The organism is Gordonia gummivorans, from assembly GCF_022513585.1.
Classification (GTDB): Bacteria; Actinomycetota; Actinomycetes; order Mycobacteriales; family Mycobacteriaceae; genus Gordonia.
In genome coordinates, this window is sequence record NZ_JAKWBF010000006.1 from 67,565 (window position 1) to 86,200 (window position 18,636).

Consider the following 18,636-nt stretch of genomic DNA (forward strand, 5'->3'; position numbering starts at 1 on the left):
TGGAACTTCGGGACCGCGTTGGCAGATTGATGCAGTTCCTTCGGGAGATCGTGAAGGCGAGAAGCGCGCCAGTACTCAACGTTGAGGGCCACGAGCGGGTCCGATGGCTGTACAGCGACTCGACACCCTTGAACATTGACTTGAGTGCCTCCGCGGGTGAAGTGGTCGTTCGAGCGCCGCGGGTCAACCTAGACGAGCCACCAGCTGTCACTGCTGCTCTCCGTGACTGGCTGGATGACTATTCGTACCTCGATAACAGCTGTAGCGAAGGCCCTCGGCTGCGCGGCGAACTCGCCGCGGGAACATCATCGAGGTTCACTTCGGATCAGGCAGGTGAGGCGTATCGCCGCTGGTACGAGACTTGGAGGCGGTGGGCGCAGACCGACCGCCAACGTCGACCCCATGCAGAGCTCTACCAGTCGCTCAGCGACATGCGGCACGAGTTGAAGGCACAGCCTGAGTCGGTGGAGCTTGTCGTAGCTTCCGGCCTGCTGACGATGCCTGCACACCTATCCGGCGGCGATCGGGTGCGCACCCACCTCGTCACACAGGAAGCCACGATCGAGCGCGACGACGAAACTGGTGACCTACTTGTCCAACTCGCTGAGCTGACATCGTGCCGTCTCGAAGACACCCAGCTGCTGACCGGGATCGAGATGTTCGATCAATCCGGTAGCAGACTCCTACAGACACAACTTCAGGAGCATCTATCGCCGATCGACGATGGAATCGGGGTATTCCTGAAGGCCTGGGCGTTGCGCGCACTAGGGGCTGATATCGAGATCGACGGTTCATTTGAACCGCCGACGGAGACCCGGGATTTGGCCTTGCACGTCGCACCAGCGCTTGTGCTGCGGCGAAGAGGTGCATTCGCGCTCGTCGACTATTACGACCGGATGATCGCCCAGGCCGGACTCCCGGACGCGAAGACGCCGCTCGGGTTGGCGCAGCTCGTCACGTCGATTGAGGCCGAAGATCGCGTCGAATGGCTCGAATCGACGGGCGCAACCGCACCGCGTGAGCTTGCCGAGGACCCGCTCTTCCCGTTACCCGCGAACACCGAGCAAGCAAAGATTATCGACCGGCTCGGCGGCGATAGCGGAGTGGTTGTCGAAGGTCCTCCTGGTACCGGCAAGACTCATACGATCGCGAACCTCGTCTCGGCGTTGCTCGCCCGTGGACAACGTGTCTTGGTGACGAGCGAAAAATCCCAGGCATTGGAGGTGTTGCGGGGAAAGCTGCCACCCGAGATGCAGGAGCTGTGTGTCTCGATCACCGATCTCGCCAGAGGTGGATCGCAGGAACTCAACCGTAGCGTCGCCACGATCGCAGAACGTAAGACCTCCTTCATCCCCGAGGTCGCGGATCAAACTATCGCTGACCTCGCTCAGAAGCGCGACCAGGCACGAGCACGCCGCGCGGAGACTCTCGAGTCGATTCGTGCGCTGCGCGAATCAGAGACCTTTCAGCATCCTGAGATCGCACCTGGATATAGCGGAACTCTCGCGAACATTGTCCGTGAGCTAGAGAGCAAGCGTTCGAGACTTGCTTGGCTCCCAGGACCAGTCCGCGTTTCCGAACCGCCGATAAATCCTGACCAGCTCACAGAGTTCGCTGCCCTTCTGAAGGCACAGACGCACGAGCACCGATCCCGCGCCGATCAGTACCTTCCGTCACTTAACGACGTACTTCCGCCCCATGGGCAGATGATCAAGCTGTTCGACATCGTCAGCCGCCCAACTCTCGCAACGTCGCCACGCTCAGCGGAACTACTCGCCATAATCGACAGCGCCGACGTCGACACCACCGCTCGCGTACAAGCTACCTGTGAAGAACTGCAGAGAGCCATCAGTCGTATTCGGGCCTTACCGCCCGAACTGCAACAACTCGCCGATCGTGTCATGTCCGGGACCATGGATCACCTATGGGCACGCATCGAGAATGTCGACCAGTATCTGACTGCGGCGATTGACGCTGACCGAAGAATCGGTGTCACACAGGTCGACAGTCCTCCTGTTTCCCGTGGTGCGCTAAACGTCATCAAGCAATGGCTGGCAAAGCTCGAGGCAGGTGCTGAGTGGCGGGGTCGGTTTCGTAGGTCTGACGAGCAGAAGGCTTTCGACACGCTCGAATTGAGCCTCGTGGTCGACGGTGACGCGGTGACCAATGCTGCAGCACTGGTGACCGTCGTCGCGCACCTGAGCTGCCTCGACGCCATCGATTCCGCGCGGCACATCCTGCTCGACCTTGGGGTACGATTCGACCCGCCACCATCGAGATCCGGGCAGGTCAATGCGCTTCACAACCTGCGTCGACAGCTCGCCGACATCGAGCATCTGATTGCGATGAGAACATCGCTTCAGCGCGAGATTGAGCAGGTGAGTGGTCACCAGATCTATTTCGGCACAGTCGATGAGGCCTCTGACACCGCGACTGCTGCCGCCGGTATCACCCGCGAGATTCAACGGCGGGAAGCACACGACGAGATCGGTGCGACGGTCGACAACCTTCACAGCGTGTTTGGGAATGCACCGGCGCCTGAAGCTCGCGAGCTCGTCCAGAGCATCAGGTCTGCGTCGTCGTCGGCGTTCGACCAAGCGGTGCAAGCTTATGTGCGTGCCCAACAACAGCAACGGGAGTTGACGAACGCCAGTGCCATCGCCGCAGCCCTTCGCGATGCCGCACCAGGACTGCATACCGCGATCGTGGACAACCCGGACGACCAATGGGCCACTCGCGCAGACACTTTGTTTGACGCATGGCACTGGCGGTTGACAAGCGATTGGCTCGCCAACCATCGGCAGCCAGGTAGGGAAGCCACACTCAGTAACGAACTCGATGCCGCCACTGAGGACATTGCTTCACTTACCGCGCGACTGGCTGCACAGCGCGCTTGGAAGAGTTGTTTGCAAAGGATGACGGCCCGAGAGGTCACCGCGTTGCAGGCGTACCGCGATCACATCCGCAGCGTTGGCAAAGGCACAGGCAAGTACGCCGAGCGGTATCGACAAGCGGCTCGCGAGGCAATGAGCGAAGCGCAGACTGCCGTGCCCGCGTGGGTGATGCCGACGCAGCAGGTCCTCGCGTCCATCCCGCCGCAGCCTGGGGCCTTCGACGTAGTGATAGTCGATGAGGCCAGCCAGGTCGACATCACCAATCTCTATCTACTCTGGCTCGCACCCAGGATCATCGTCGTTGGCGACGATAAGCAATGCACACCAAGCGAAGTCGCCCTGGGAAGCCTTGACGACGTGTTCACCCGGCTCGACAATTACCTACCCGACCTTCCCGGTCACGTGCGAACGACCTTCACGCCCCGATCGAGTCTGTTCTCGTTGCTGCGGTCCCGGTTTGGGCAGGTGGTGCGGCTCCGCGAGCACTTCCGGTCGATGCCGGAGATCATCCATTGGTCGAGCAACCAGTTCTACCTTGACGCTCCATTGGTTCCGGTGCGTCAATTCGGATCGGACAGATTGTCCCCACTGCGAACAACATTCGTTCCTGGCGCTACCGTGACCGGCAAGAATCAAACCCTCGCGAACCTCGCCGAGGCCCGGGCAATCGCCGATCAAATCCTTGCGTGCGTCGACGATCCTACTTACGCAGGAAAGACGATGGGTGTGGTCGTGTTACAGGGGCAGGCACAGGTCGTTGCGATCCAGAATGCCCTGCGCGGGCATCTATCGGAGGAGGAGTGGAACGATCGCCGTTTCCGTGTGGGCACTCCTCCGGACTTCCAGGGCGACGAGAGGGACGTAGTGTTCATGTCGCTGGTGGTCGCTCCGGAACAGAACTTTCAGTCGCTGACTCGAACCGAGTTTGAGCAACGCTTCAACGTCGGTGCCACGCGCGCAAAGGACCAAATGTGGCTATTCCACTCGGTCACCATTGACCGACTGCGAGCGGGAGACTTGCGGCGATCGTTGCTGGAGTACATGACATCAACGGTGTCGGCGCCGGCTGATCCCATGCCGGAGAACGTTTCGAATGACTTGCGTGACAGTAGGTTCGATAGCCTCTTCGAGCAACGAGTATTCAATGAGATAGTCGCACGTGGTTACCATGTGAATCCGCAGGTACCCGTGAACAACCGACGAATCGATCTCGTTGTGACGGGCAGCGCGTCGCGCCTCGCTGTCGAGTGTGACGGCGACGCATTCCATACAACCCCCGACCAGCTCCGGGCAGACCTGGAGCGTGAGATCGAATTGCGTCGTTGTGGTTGGACGTTCTGGCGAGTGCGCGAATCAGAGTTCTACACAGATCCCGTGGAAGCAATGTCCGGACTGTGGGATGAGCTTGGTGCACTGGGTATCCTCCCCGGAGCACGAATCGCGGGACCAGAACCTGGACCATTTGACGGGCCGATCGCCGCCGCGACCGACGAAGAGGTGGAGAATTCCGCACCTGCGCGCGCCGCCGACATGGACACGGCGACTGCAGTGTTCGGAAAGGTGAGCGACCCTGTTGACCACGTGATCCGTGGGGGTGGGGTGTCTGGCGATTCGACGGCGTTCATGGCCGCTACGCGCGGCAACGAAGTTACCCCGATCGATGATGGCATGAGCGAGTTGGCCGCAAACGATCTAACGCTTCTGCCGGGCAGGGGAGCCGATCGCGAGCAACGGCAGGGAGAGAGGCCTTCCAGCAACGATGTGCTGGCACCGCCGCCTGCTCCAGCGAGCACGCAGGAAGAAGATCAGGGCGATGGCACACAGGTGACTGACGTTGTCATCCGAGATGCCGTGCTATACAACGTCGAAAAACTCGGCATCGTCGAGCCACAGGACCTCGCGGAACAGTTAGAGGTATCGGCTGACCGAGTAGAGCGAATCATGGATCAACTTGTCGCCGACGGCGAATTGTTGTGGGAAACAGAAGAACTCGACGAAGCTGCGGAGGCCGATTCTGACGACACCGTTCGGATGTCTGAATCGGTAGCCGAACCTTCGGGAACGGCCCGTGAAGCTGAGACCATTCGGCGTGTCCTGGTAGCAGGTGCGTGGTCGGCTATACCGATGACCGTCGAGCGGGCACGCGCGATCACTAAGCTCGACGAGGACGACGTGCGTGGTCAACTTGCTGCGTTGGTGGCGGCTGGCGAGCTGAAAGAGCAGACGGTGCATGGAGTCCAGGCTTGGGTGCGTCCTCAGCGAGTGCATTCATGACCGAACTACGCGCTTGGCAGCAGGAGGCCCTCGACCAGTGGAGTGAACTCGGCTACCGTGCGGTTGTCGAGGCGGTAACCGGTTCGGGGAAAACGGAAGTCGGGATTGCCGCCACGATCGCCGCGGTCGAGGAATATCGGCAAGTACTGGTAGTCGTGCCATCGCGGGACCTGCTTCGCCAGTGGTACGACCGTCTGCGTCATTCTGGATTCGCGGGACGTGTAGGCCGGCGCGGTGACGGCAGTAGTGACTCGTTCAGGCAATGCGACGTGTTGATCTCAACGGTTCAGTCGTCAATCGGCAATCACGTCGAGTTACCACACTCGGGTGCGTTGCTGGTAGCCGATGAAGTTCATCGATACGGGGCCGACAGCTTCGCTCGCGTGCTGTCCGACGTGTTCGAGCGCCGGCTTGGCTTGACTGCGACGTTCGAACGTTCTGATGATGGAATCGAGCGCGTGCTGGCGCCGTTTTTCGAGCACACCATCGTTGGCTGCACCTACCAACGAGGTTATGCCGACGGCATTCTCGCGCCTGTCAACGTTGCGATGGTTCCTGTCCCTTTCACGCCCCGCGAGCGTGCGCAGTACGACAATCTCGATGTCATTGCACGCTCCGAGCGCGGTGTTCTCATCAATGAGTTCAGTTGTCGTGCCGAGCCGTTTGGTGCATATCTCCGGGATGTCCAGCTACTCGCGGGGGACGCGAACGGCGATCCTCAGTCCGTTCGGTCTGCTCGGCGGTACCTAAAGGCGTTTGCCGATCGGCGGGAACTCTTGGCATCTTTGCGGGGCAAGGAAGAGGCGCTTGCCGAGATTGCTGGCGGATTGGAGCGGTCGGGCCGAGCCCTGGTCTTCGCCGAGACGAAGGCGGCTGCGGCGTCCGCGTCGGAAACTCTTCTTGCACAAGGTGTGGCCGCCGCGCCCTACACAAGCGATCTCAACCGTGCGGACAGAATCGCGCTCCTCAAGACCTTCAAAGAGGGCTCGATCACCACTCTTGCAGCTCCCCGGGTGCTCGATGAGGGCATCGACGTGCCCGAGGCCGATGTCGGGATTGTGTTGGCGGCCAGTCGTACTCGGCGACAGATGATCCAGCGGATGGGCCGCGTCATTCGGCCCAAACCTGACGGCCGGCCGGCAGTCTTCATCGTGATGTTCGCGGAAGGCAGCTCCGAAGACCCTAAGGAGGGTGCCCACGCGACATTTCTCGAGCAGCTCATCGAGATCGCTCGAGACCAGGTTCGAGTGGAAGCCCGTCAGGTGCGCGATCTACTCAACTCTTGGCTGCCCGAATCCAGACCGGGGAACTCCGCCGCGGACAGCGCGGTTGCGAAGGAGTTGGCGTCGTCGGCGACGATCAAAGTCGCCGAGAACGCTGCGCTCATTCACCGGCGTGCGTCCCAGATTCGACGTAGCGTGGTAGACGCGACCAAGTTCGCACGACCGGATGTCCTCGATACTGTGCTGACTGCACTGCTGGAGCTGGACCCTATCGAGGCCGAGATTCTGGTTCACAGTTTCGGTCTCGATGGTGAAGACCCGCTAGACATCGCATTGATTGCCGAGCGATGTGGTTCGGACGCGGGCACGGTCCTGAAGCACCACGAAGCGGCACTGCTGAAAGTTGTTCTGCCCGAGGGCAAGGCGTCCGAAGCAGCACCACCGCCGACGATCAATAAGGTCGTCGGGCCACATCCAGAACGAGTCACGCAACGCCCCGCGCGAAGTGGCGCGACGCCGACTCCGCTCGACGTGTTGAACAGAGCCCGTGGTGTTCGTTCGGTTCAGCCCATCGATAACCGAAAAGTTGTCCACAAGCAACGGTCTGCGCTGATCCTCGACCCCAACCCAGAGATCCAGAATCAGCCATTTGGTCTGCGGCATATCCACCTTCCGGGAAAGGAGGATCGTGGAGCACAAAAGGCGGCCGCGTCGATGAGTGGACCCGTCGTACAAATCTACCTGGAATATGAGGGCTACCGAGCTGATGCGCGCCTGGACTTGCGCACCGGAAGAGTAACCGTCGACCAACCGGTCCAGGGCCGTCGGGAGTTCGACGACCCTGATGCTGCCGCCCTCGCCGAGGTCGAATATTACGGAGGGACGGTGGCTGGCAAGGTCGACGGGTGGTCGATGTGGAGGGTGCGACATTCGGGGGAGTCCATTGACAATCTTCGTGATTGACGGGCCGAAGATCGCTGAGACTCAGGCTCTCAGGAAAAAGAGCTGCGGGCCAACAGTGGTCACGGTGGGTCCCAAGAGCGCTTCTGCGCTCAATGGAGAACTTTCAGTTGGGGGGCACGAATGACTCAAGCCTTGCTAGACCAGTTTCCGCACTTCTCTGAATTTGACCCTGGCGCCTACGGCGAGGGAAGTCTGGATCCGCTGGGCCTTTCAGCAGTTGCCGAACGAATGGCTGAGCAAATGGTTCCAGGCCTGCGAGCGCGCATGAGTCAACCAAGGTTCACGACTTTGGCAGTTGCCGGGGCGCATGCTTGTCAGGCAATCCGCGACCTGACGGCAGCTGATGGGAAGACGAAGCCCGACATCGCTTTTGAATGGATCATCGTCGAATCCTTTGTCCGGCATCGTGCGTCAAGTGACATACGCGCACTGCCGGGAACTCAGAAGACCTCACGTGCAATCAAGATGAATCGGCGGCTCGGTCCGTCGACATACTTGTCGGGCCCGCGAGTGTTCGGTTTCACGGGCGTCTATCGCCCGTTCGCATTGGATTCGGACCTACTCACCAAGGATGGCAGTCCAGGGACGAACGCGGACGCGCTTCTCGGCACTTGGGAGAAAGAGCGAAGCCTGGACGGCTTCTTGGGCGGTGTACCTCGGACCCCCGGCGGAAAGCTTCGACGCAAGATCGAAGAGGCTTGCGTCGCGGCCCTACAATCGTCGGAGGCCACGCTAGCGCCTGGTGGCAGTGTGATGCGGGACCTCGCTGCGACCATGGTGCCCTCCGATTCGGGGCCTGGCGAACGCAGGATTCTGAGGTCACTTATCCTGAGTGCCGTTGGCGGTGAGCCACATGAGATCCGGGCAGAGTTGTGCGACCGGCTCCTGCAAATGCCGCACAACGATATGGGGCAGCGGGAGATAGCCACCAGACTCTTGGACGATGGAACGGTGTCCGTCGCCGCGCGGGCGGTGCTACAAGCAGCATCCACTTACGAGGAATGCGCCAGCGCAATCGAGCGCAGCTTTCGCCGCATCCTGCAAGACGCGGCCGCCCGCGGCGGCACGTTCTCGCAGTCTAAGGCCAGCAAGACCGTGGGCCTGGAAGAGATCGCTGCCAAGTTGCCCGAACAGGTGAGGCGTGCGGTGAATGCTGCCGGCCACGTGCAGGATCACCTCGCGGAGGACGTCAGTCGAAATCTACAGGCGTTCGAGGACGCTGCAGAGCCCGCAGCATTCATCGAAGCATTGCTTTCCCGCCACGATCAGGTCCAGTCGGACAAAGGGAAGCGCCCGTGGATCGACCCGCTGGGAAAGAATTGGATCGTGCGCACGCCGTACCGCAACCAGTCCGTTGATCTAACCCACACGAACTGGATCCACCCGATGCGTTTGACCACGCTGGCAAACTTTCTCGAAGAGACAGCATGACGAGCAAGCTACGTCAGAAGCCGCTGCTAGACCTGTGGCAGGCGCCCGATGGTGCTGGCAAACCCGTTGGTGTTCTTGCGAGTACATTCGTCATCGAACCTGATTTCTTTGAGCGTAACTGCTTGGCACGCTTCTTATCGGTGCAAAGCGTCGATGAGGGGACTGGGTCGGTGGAGGACGTCGTTGCCCAAATCGAGCTCGAAGAGAAACTCTCTGAGCCAAGTGTTGCCGTTCTCGCTGACCGCAGCGCGCAAGGAGACCGCCTAACACTGCGATGGAACCTTCTGCACTGTCACGTCGGCACTGGTCTCATGCATTCGAAAGTTTCGATACTTCTGTGGGAGAACGCCACCCGGATCATCGTGGGATCGGCAAACCTAACGCCTGCCGGCTACCGATACAACCTGGAACTTATGATCGCGGCTGACTTCGGTGAAAACTGCATCCTGCCCCGTGACGTCCTCGATGAACTCGCCGACGAGTTCGAGTCGTACCTCGATCTGGTTCCTGGTCTGGGTCCGCAAGTTCCGTCCCGTCTGCAAGCCGAACGAATACTCGTTCAGCTTCGCGCCCGTATCGCGGAGCAGCCACGGACTCGTCCCCGTTTTCGAGTGGCCTTGGCTCCGACGAACGCGAATTTGACACCCCTGGAGCGCTTACCCGACGTTTTCGCCGGCAACGATCCTCTGTCGGCGACCCAGCTATCTCCGTACTGGGATAGCGCGAACAGCGCTGCACTAGAATCGGTCTCGGCATTGCTTACGGGAAGGCCAGCAATTGGTCGACGTCATGATGTCGCGGTGGTGGTCGGACCTACAGGCGAGGTGCCTTTCCCAGAGCAGCGCACGAGCGACGTCGGAGGGGTCTATCTCCTGGAAGGCGTTGTTGGCGACACTCCTCGCGTTCTCCACGCGAAGTGCCTCTTGATTCAGAACCGGGAGTGGGTCTCGGCGCTGATTGGGAGTTCGAATCACACCGCAGCGGGCCTGGGTCTCTCGTCTTCGAAGAGGCATCGCGAGCTCAATCTGTGGCTAGGTGCTCCCGCCGCTAGTAAGGAAGGCGCCGCGCTCAAAGCGCTCATCCCGCTTGGCAGTCCAATCGCAGCGGAGCCAGTATATGAAACTCCAGTAGATGAGGATGAACCGGAAATGACTGTGTCACTCCCGACCTTCTTCACGCTGTGCCGAGCAATGAAAGGTCCAGGGGGCTGGAAACTGAGTCTTGGCTTCGCGAGCAACCCTCCATCCTTGTGGACTATTACCACGCACCAGGGCAAGAAAGTAATCGACGAAAAGGTGTGGATTGAGCACGGTCGGCAAGAACAAGTCATATGGAAAGTCGAGACTGAGAACATCCCACCGTACCTAACGGTCGCGTGGTCGGATGGGCAGGCCAGTTGGGTCGTGCTTGCGGATAACCGTCACGATCTACCGCCTGGACCGCGTCTTGCCGATATTCGATCGAGCCAGCTACTCGACGCGCTCGGCAGAGGAAAGCCGTTGTCTCAGGTTGTGCGTGAGCACCTCGAAGATGAGACAACCCAACGCAGTCCAGACGACAGCGGTGTCATTACCGATCCGCTCAAACGATTCGACTCGCACAGCACCCTGCTGCGTCGAGGCCGTGCTCTGGCCAATTCGCTCACAGCGCTCGAGCGGCGGCTCGCCCGGCATGTCAATACCGTCGACGCGCTCGAGGCTAGGCTCAAAGGCCCACTGGGGCCGAGCTATTTGGCTACTCGAGTTGTCGATGACTTTGAAGACGGGCAGATTGGGCTTTCTGAAGCGCTGTTCACGGTCGCTGAAATCGCACTCTCCGTGTCTCGAGTGGATTGGGACGGCGTACTCCCAACCGATGATCGTCCCGAGGGGCGTGCTGCTGTTCGCGATACGGTGCGAGTGATCGATGCACTCCGTGTGAACCTTGGCAACGAACCACCAGATCTCGCGGGCTATGCCGCTCGTGCTCTCCAGGAGGCCAAGAAGTGCACAGCAACCTAACCTCGAGTCTCCGCAGCCATGCTCGAAGTGATTTCGCCGACGCGTGGCAAAGGCAGCGGCACACTGCAGACGACATTCTGGGTCGCCTGGCAAACGGGCAGGAAGGGGTAATCCTTGCCGATCAGGTCGGCATGGGCAAAACCTACGTTGCTCTGGCTGTAGCATCCTCGTACATCCTGCGTTCTGCGAAGAATGAGCAAGTTGTCGTGTTCGTACCGCCGCGGGTGGCACCGAAATGGGTCGAGGAATGGAAGAAATTCAGCGAGTCATTGCTTCACGAAGGCCATGGGATTCGCTGTGTCGATACACCGATCCGAAGTGGCGAGGACTTTCTACGCGCATTGGACGATGCACCGTCGCGTCGGAATCACGTTGTAATTCTCACGCATTCAGCGCTTACGGCGAACCTGCAAGACGCGTTCATTCAGCTCGCCCTCATGTGGTATGCGACCCGCAAGCGATGGGGAGCTGGATATAGGCGCGCGCAGATTGCAAGGTGGTCAAATGGCCGACGCGGGCTGCTTCGGGATCGCAGGTTCACTACTGAAACCGTCGACCAACTCATGCAGTCATCGCCCGAACAGTGGCGCGCAGAGTGGACCAGAATTACCGGGCAGGATCTCGCCGACGACCCTGTTCCGGCGCAACTCCACCTCGTGATGAGTGACATCAACCTCGACGGAATTTGGGAGGTGATCCAGGATCTGCCGCACCGAGCTTCGGCGAATACAGACGAGCGCCTGAAAGTCGCGCGCAAGACGCTCAACCAAGTCACCCAGGAAGTCTGGAGGCGAGTCCTTGCCCAGGCTAAGCCGAGAATGCCGCTGATCATCGTCGACGAAGCACACGCGCTGAAGAACGACGCCACTAACATTAGCCGTCTATTCTCGCCTCGCTCAGATCATCCTAGCGATGGCGCTCTCGCTGGAATTTTCGAGCGCATGCTCTTGCTGACGGCGACACCGTTTGAGCTGGGACACGACGAGCTCATTCGTGTCCTCAGCCGACTTAACGCGATCCGCCCGATGCGACCGAAGCCAGCAGAACCGCTCGTAGACCGCCTAGACCGACTCAAGATGACGCTCCGACGAGCTCAAGAGACAGCGATAACGTTGGAGCGATCATGGGCACGCCTAGTTGAGGACGATTGCATTCCCTTTGACCAGTGGTCACTAGATGGGGAGCCGAATGGCGAGTGCAGGGCGGAGGTTCGGCAGGCGTGGAGAGATGCGGGCTCTGCCGTCCGTGCTCGCCGTGAGCTCTTCAAAGAGCTTCAGCCTTGGGTCATTCGGCACGAACGAGACCAACGACGGGAATATTTCGAGGGCAACGCAATCCGTCTCAGTGCTGACAAGGGCGGTGGAGGTCTCGTGATTCCGGATTCAGCAGCTCTACCATTTCTGCTGGCCGCGCGAGCGCAGGCAGTCGCAGCTGATGAGCGTTCCGGCGCCGCTAGACCGCTGTTCGCGTATGGGATTGCGTCCTCCTATGAGGCATATCTTCGACTCGAATCAGGAGAGGGCGTTCTCGATGCAGACACGGATCACGAGGGGGTCGAATCCAATACGGACGTTGACGAGGACCCTGGCAGGGCGCACGTGCACTCTGGATCGTCGGCAGGGTGGTACAGCCGTGAGATTGCAGCGATGCTTGGTTCGGCAGAGATCCGCGCTGCTCACCCTAAGATTGATGCAACGGTCGAACGCGCTGTCGCACTGTGGGAATCGGGTCAAAAGTGTCTGATTTTCTGCTGGTATATCCGCACAACCGCCGCTCTGCGGGATGCCCTCAACAAACGAATTGACGATGTGGTGGAGGCCCGTGCGTCCCGCGCCCTAGGCGTATCAGCGGAGGAAACCAGCAGAGAGCTAGAAAGAATTGCCGATCGCCTGCTTCGAACTGGGAGCGCCAATCACAGTCGGATACGAGCGCATATTAAAGATCGATTTCAAGACGGGACGGCGGGTGACGTCGAGCTGGCCAATTCACTAGCCGAAGTCGCAATCCGGTGTCTCCGCACTCCTGGGTACCTAGTCCGCTACACCAGGCTTGGGCCAAGATTCGGTGTCGACGAGTTGCTCAGTGGAATTGACGGCGACAATCCCGCTCATGTTGACCTAGTTACCAGGTGGTCCGGCTATGCCGGTCGGGTTGCATCTATGACTCCAGCCGAACGGGCGAGCATTCTGCATCACTTACTGGGAGAGGATAAATCGGCCTCGGGGCGTGGCGCCTCCCTGCAGCAGGTTCGACGCGCATACGGTCAGACTGGACGAGAAGATCGCGAGCGGCTGATCAGGGTATTCAACACTCCATTCGCGCCCGACATCCTCGTCGCAAGCTCAGTCATGGGCGAGGGCATAGATTTGCACCAAGAGTGCCGTCACGTGATTCACCATGACCTTGACTGGAACCCAAGCAAACTCGAGCAACGAACTGGGCGGCTCGATCGAATCGGCGCTCTAGCTGAGCGCGAGAACACGAAAATCGCTGTATACGAACCGTTCCTCGCTGGAACCCACGACGAGAAGATGTTCCGTGTCGTGAAGGATCGCGCGGGCTGGTTCGGCATCGTCATGGGAAGTGCGGTACGCGAGGATGAGATCTTTACCGACGCGGTGGAGTCAAGGATCCGGTTACACCCGCGTATCGCCGGTGCGTTGAGGATGGATTTATCGAGCCCAAACGGGGATTAGTGTGTTCACGCGATACGAGACGGCCGTTCATTTCGGCGATGTGGTCACCGGCGGCTCAACTCCGTGTAGTCCTGAAGGCGCTGGACAGTGCGCCGTCCCGGAGCGCCAGTCCGCCAGGTTGTTGTTCTCCGTCGTCTTCAACGGGAACCTCGACGCGTCGATGGCACGCAACGAGATACTCAAGCGCGGCCTGTGCAGTGACGCTCACCCCAGGCGAGTGCGCGACGCGCAGCACGAACTCCACGAAGGTTGCGGCCCGCCATGACAGGCTGTAGACCGTCGCCCGTGCGACACCTTCACGGAAATGGCGGCACTAGTTGAAATAGGACTCAGATGGGGCTGAACGCATACCAGGCGAAGTACTACGCCTACGAGCTTCAGCGTTCCTATGCGAACGACCACGTCGGCAAAATTGCAGGCCTTCTATTCGATGCCCAGGTGGAGCCCAAGCCGCATCAGATCGATGCGGCCCTTTTCGCGCTTCAGACCCCGTACCTCAACGGCGTCATCCTTGCCGACGAGGTAGGCCTCGGGAAGACGATCGAAGCTGGCATCGTCATAACGCAGTACTGGGCTGAGCGCAAACGGCGAATCCTGATCATTGCGCCGTCCAGTCTGCGCCAGCAGTGGCAACAGGAGCTCATGGAGAAGTTCCTGATTCCCAGTCAGCTGCTCGACCCCAAGCTCAAGGACGAACAGCTAGCGCGAACGGCTGCCCAAGGCGCAGAGGTGCTGATCTGCTCCTACGAATTCGCACTCCGCCACGAGACGAGCCTGCTCCGCCAATGGGATCTGGTGGTATGCGACGAAGCCCACCGGCTTCGCAACTTTTACACTGGCCGCAACAAGGCCCCCGAATCCATCAGCCATATCGTTCGAGGTTCTAGAAAGACCATCCTGCTCACGGCGACCCCACTGCAGAACCGCCTCGAGGAGCTGTACGGGCTCGTCAGCGTCTTCGACCCCGACTACTTCTACTCACTCGACGCATTCCGTGAGCGGTACGTCAAGGCCAAGGGCCTAGGCGACAACGACGACCTCGTCGAGCGTGTCGCCGGGATCAGTAAGCGCACGTTGCGGCGTGACGCCGAGAAGTACATCCACTTCACGAAGCGCATGCCCCTCACCGTTGAGTTCATGCCCAGCCCTGCCGAGATCGAGCTCTACGACAAGGTCAACGACTACCTGCAGCGAGACGAGCTATTCGCGTTCTCGAACTCCCAGCGTCACCTGACAGCTTTGATTCTCCGCAAGCGCCTCGGATCGAGCACCTACGCAACGGCCAGCACGCTCGAACGCATTGCAGGCCGGCTTGACGCGGAGGTCGAGGCTGGCATTCGTCGAGACAGCCGAGGCGGCCTGGTCCTCGTTGATTTCGATACCGACGACCTGACCGACGAAGAGGTCGAAGAGCTCGAAACAAGCTCAGCGTCAACGGAGTTCGTCCCGACGGCTGGGGCGAATCTTGGCAACGAAACGCTTGAAGCGATGCGGGTTGAGGTCGAAGAACTCCGCAGCTACGCGGCTCTAGCGCGGTCGATCACGGTCAACCAGAAAGCCGTGAAGCTCGCCGAAGCTTTAGATCGAGGGTTCGAACGGCTCAAGGAACTCGGGGCGCCCCAGAAGGCCATCATCTTCACCGACTCCACCAAAACTCAGGATTACATCGCCCGCACACTGACCGAAGCGGGCCGTGGCGAGGGTCTCGTTCTCTTCAACGGCACCAACAACTCGGCCGCGGCCAACGAGATCTACCGCGAGTGGCTCAAAGCTAACGAGGACGGCGACGTCATCACCGGCATCCCGGCCGCGGACCGGCGCAAGGCACTTGTCGACTACTTCCGCGATCAAGGCACCATCATGATCGCCACCGAAGCAGCCTCCGAGGGCATCAATCTCCAGTTCTGCTCCATGCTCGTCAACTACGACCTTCCCTGGAACCCGCAACGTGTTGAGCAGCGGATCGGCCGCGTCCATCGCTTCGGGCAGAAGTTCGATGTCGTTGTTGCCAATTTCGCCAACAAGGGCAACGCGGCGGAGGCGCGCATTCTCGAACTCCTCGCCAACAAATTCCACCTCTTCAAAGGTGTCTTCGGAGCCTCGGACGAAGTGCTCGGCTCCATCGAGGACGGCTTCGACTTCGAGAAGACCATCAACCGAATCTTGAGCAACTCCCGCAGCGACGCGGATATCAATAAGGCGTTTAAGGCACTCGAGAAGCAGTACGCAGGCGAGATCAGTTCAGAGATGGCGGCCGCCAAGTCCAAGGTGTTCGACAACCTCGACCCCAACGTCCAGGACCGACTCAAGTCGTACGACGCCCAGTCCGGAGCGGTACTCAACAAGTTTGAGCGCTTGCTGCTCGCGATTACGAAGCGCCAGCTGGCCGACTGTGCAGACTTCGACGGCGACGGACGCCGCTTCCTCCTTCGCGAGTCGCCGGTCAACGACGCGCCGACAGGTCGCTATTACTTCAGGTCTGAACCGCTCGATAACGCCCACCAGTACCGATTCTCCGGACCACTTGCGGGCCACGTTGTCGAGTCCGCCAAGGCCGTCGACACCCCTGCCAGGGAACTTACCTTCAGCCTTAGCAAGTCCGAGCGGGCCAGCACCGCAGTCAAGGAACTTGTTGGCAAGTCGGGTGAACTCACGGTCAAGCTCATCACGTTCAGCATGAAGGCCAAGAACGACGACATCAGCGAGTCCTACATGCTCGCCGGAGGCGTGGCCGATGACGGTCAGTGGCTCGACCACGAATACGCCGCCGACCTGCTCGATCTGGCCTGCATAGATGAAGGCGCCCAGGTCAGCATCGACGACGCCAAGTTCGAGCAGTACCTTGCCGAGCGCCGCGGCCACCTTGAGCGGGAGGTGCAGGGCAGAAACTCTCGCTACTACGACCAACAGGAAGAGTTGCTCTACCGCAACCAGCAGGATCGCCGTGCCGAGTCTGAGGGCAAGATCCGCGAGTACAAGGCCAAGGAGAAAGAAGCCCGCAAGAATGCTCGAACTACCGACGACCCGATGCAGCAGCTCAAGTTCAAGAAGGAAGCCCGCAAGTGGGCCGAGCGCGCAGAGGACGAGGACGAAGAGGCGCGCATGGCTCGGAAGAAGATGCGCGAGGAAGCCGACCACTACCTCGAGCTGATCGAGCAGACCCTCAAGGGCACACAGACCATCAAGCACTTGTTCAACATCCGCTGGAACGTGGTCACCTGATGAGAACTACCACCGCGACGACACCGACTACTAACCCGTAAGGGAACAACCGAGGAACCAAACAATGACCAACGACGATCACCAAGACATCTACGAAACACCGGGCAGCACACCCGACTTCAAGACAGAACTGGCTGCTCAGCTCTCGGAGCTGATCCCTGAGGCTATCGCCGACGGCAAGGTCGATGTAGAGAAAATCAAAGAAATCCTCGGGGATGACGCCGGTGACGACCGCGAGCGGTTCGGCCTTTTCTGGGCGGGCAAGAAGCGAGCCCTTCGCGCAGCGCAGGAGCCGACGACGGCAACGCTGAAGCCCGATGTGGAGAATAGCAAAGACTGGGATACGACGAAGAATGTGTTCATCGAGGGTGACAACCTTGAAGTGCTCAAGATCCTGCAGAAGCACTACCACGGCAAGATCAAGCTGATCTACATCGACCCTCCGTACAACACCGGCAAGGACTTCGTTTACCCAGACAACTACAAAGAGGGTCTCGACACTTACCTCGAGTGGACACGCCAGGTCAACGAGGAGGGCAAGAAGGTCACGACCAACGCCGAGACCGAGGGCCGCTACCACTCCAACTGGCTGACCATGATGTATCCGCGCCTCAAACTCGCGCGGAACCTGCTCACGGATGACGGTGTCATCTTTGTCAGCATTGATGAGAACGAAGACGCGAACCTTCGGTTGCTCATGGATACGGTGTTCGGCGCGTCAAACTTCGTGGGTGAGTTCGTCTGGCAGCACAGCATTCAGCCGAAGGGTTACACCAACACGGTCTCTCTGCACCACAACGTTATTCTTTGCTATCGTCGCAGCGAATTGTTTGAGCTACATGCGCTTGAACGCACTGCTGAGCACAACGTCAACTATCGGAATCCTGACAACGACCCTCGTGGCCCTTGGCGCGCGGGCGACGTTCGAAACGCCCTCTACAGACCCAATCTTCGTTACCCGCTTGAGACTCCGAGTGGCAAGACGATTGAGCCGCCTGAGAATGGCTGGCGATGGAGCAGGGAGACGATGGCCGCGAAGATTGAAAGTGGTGAGATCGTCTTTGACAAGGCCGAAACCAAGATCACGCGAAAGATCTACCTCGACACCGTCGAAGGCCGCGCCGTTGAATCGATCTGGTTCGGCAAGGAGGTTGGCGTCACTCGCGATGCTGCGCGCGAACTCAAGGCTCTCTTTGACGGTGTTCTGCCTTTTGATACGCCGAAGCCGATCGGGCTGATCGAGCGAATGATACAGATTGCTGGGGTTGGCAATGGCGACATCGTCCTCGACTTCTTCTCTGGTTCCGCTACAACCGGACACGCAGTGATGGCCTCGAATGCGAAGGATGGCGGAACCCGTCGTCACATCCAAGTGCAGCTGCCGGAACCGACCGGTGAAAACTCTGCGGCTTACAAAGCTGGGTTCCCAACGCTGGCCGACATCGCACGCCGGCGACTTGAGCTGGCGGGTAGTCAGATAAAGAACGAGGTCACCGCTCAGACAGTGGACACAGGATTCCGCGCGTACCAGTTGGCCGATACGAATTTTTCGAAGTGGCGGCTGTCGAGCGACGTTGAAGAGGACGCGCTACAGCGGCACTTGCTCAGCCTTCGTGACAGCGCAACTGACGATGCTTCAGCCGATGAGCTGCTCAGCGAGATTCTGCTCAAGCAGGGCTACGCGTTGACCGAGCAGATCGGCAACGCTGAGGTCGACGGGCTCAAGCTCAAGACGGTTGGTGGCGGCCTGGTCGTGGCCTACCTCGACGAGAACATCAAGCCAACACTGCAGCAATTGCGGGCCGTGCTTTGCAGCGAGGACCTGGCAAGGTTCATCATTCTGGAGGACGCGTTCAAGGGTGACGACGAGCTGAAGACCAACCTGGTGCAGGAAGCGAAGACGCGCGGCGTGGAATTGTGGACGGCCTAAGCG

At 59.8% G+C, this 18,636-nt stretch carries 7 protein-coding genes; all 7 read left to right on the plus strand.

Translation table 11 applies throughout. The features are described from left to right. Window positions 1–29: 29 nt before the first annotated feature. On the plus strand, window positions 30–5,168 hold the full coding sequence (locus MKW15_RS06485; protein WP_276614691.1) for an AAA domain-containing protein: 5,139 nt from the start codon (window positions 30–32) through the stop codon (window positions 5,166–5,168). After that, entirely contained in the window at window positions 5,165–7,354 is a 2,190-nt protein-coding gene (locus MKW15_RS06490; protein ID WP_240856772.1) for a DEAD/DEAH box helicase, read from the plus strand. Before MKW15_RS06485 ends, MKW15_RS06490 begins: the two co-directional genes overlap by 4 nt. A 120-nt stretch (window positions 7,355–7,474) precedes the next feature. Beyond that, window positions 7,475–8,785 (plus strand): hypothetical protein, encoded by a 1,311-nt coding sequence (locus MKW15_RS06495; RefSeq protein ID WP_240856773.1) that lies wholly within the window; start codon window positions 7,475–7,477, stop codon window positions 8,783–8,785. Next, window positions 8,782–10,785, plus strand: coding sequence for a phospholipase D-like domain-containing protein (locus MKW15_RS06500; RefSeq protein ID WP_240856774.1), 2,004 nt, complete (start codon window positions 8,782–8,784; stop codon window positions 10,783–10,785). Before MKW15_RS06495 ends, MKW15_RS06500 begins: the two co-directional genes overlap by 4 nt. Then, window positions 10,770–13,481, plus strand: coding sequence for a helicase-related protein (locus MKW15_RS24520; protein WP_240856775.1), 2,712 nt, complete (start codon window positions 10,770–10,772; stop codon window positions 13,479–13,481). Before MKW15_RS06500 ends, MKW15_RS24520 begins: the two co-directional genes overlap by 16 nt. A 333-nt stretch (window positions 13,482–13,814) precedes the next feature. Continuing rightward, on the plus strand, window positions 13,815–16,703 hold the full coding sequence (locus MKW15_RS06510; protein WP_240856776.1) for an SNF2-related protein: 2,889 nt from the start codon (window positions 13,815–13,817) through the stop codon (window positions 16,701–16,703). 64 nt (window positions 16,704–16,767) lie between these two features. Then, window positions 16,768–18,633, plus strand: a complete 1,866-nt coding sequence (locus MKW15_RS06515) for a site-specific DNA-methyltransferase (protein WP_240856777.1) — start codon at window positions 16,768–16,770, stop codon at window positions 18,631–18,633. Window positions 18,634–18,636 lie beyond the last annotated feature (3 nt).

What these genes read in the sequence shown, in the direction of transcription:
- MKW15_RS06510 (WP_240856776.1), top strand. Translation starts at nt 13,815, where the DNA reads ATGGGGCTGAACGCATACCAGGCGAAGTACTACGCCTACGAGCTTCAG.
- MKW15_RS06515 (WP_240856777.1), top strand. Translation starts at nt 16,768, where the DNA reads ATGACCAACGACGATCACCAAGACATCTACGAAACACCGGGCAGCACA.
- MKW15_RS06485 (WP_276614691.1), top strand. Translation starts at nt 30, where the DNA reads ATGCAGTTCCTTCGGGAGATCGTGAAGGCGAGAAGCGCGCCAGTACTC.
- MKW15_RS06500 (WP_240856774.1), top strand. Translation starts at nt 8,782, where the DNA reads ATGACGAGCAAGCTACGTCAGAAGCCGCTGCTAGACCTGTGGCAGGCG.
- MKW15_RS06495 (WP_240856773.1), top strand. Translation starts at nt 7,475, where the DNA reads ATGACTCAAGCCTTGCTAGACCAGTTTCCGCACTTCTCTGAATTTGAC.
- MKW15_RS06490 (WP_240856772.1), top strand. Translation starts at nt 5,165, where the DNA reads ATGACCGAACTACGCGCTTGGCAGCAGGAGGCCCTCGACCAGTGGAGT.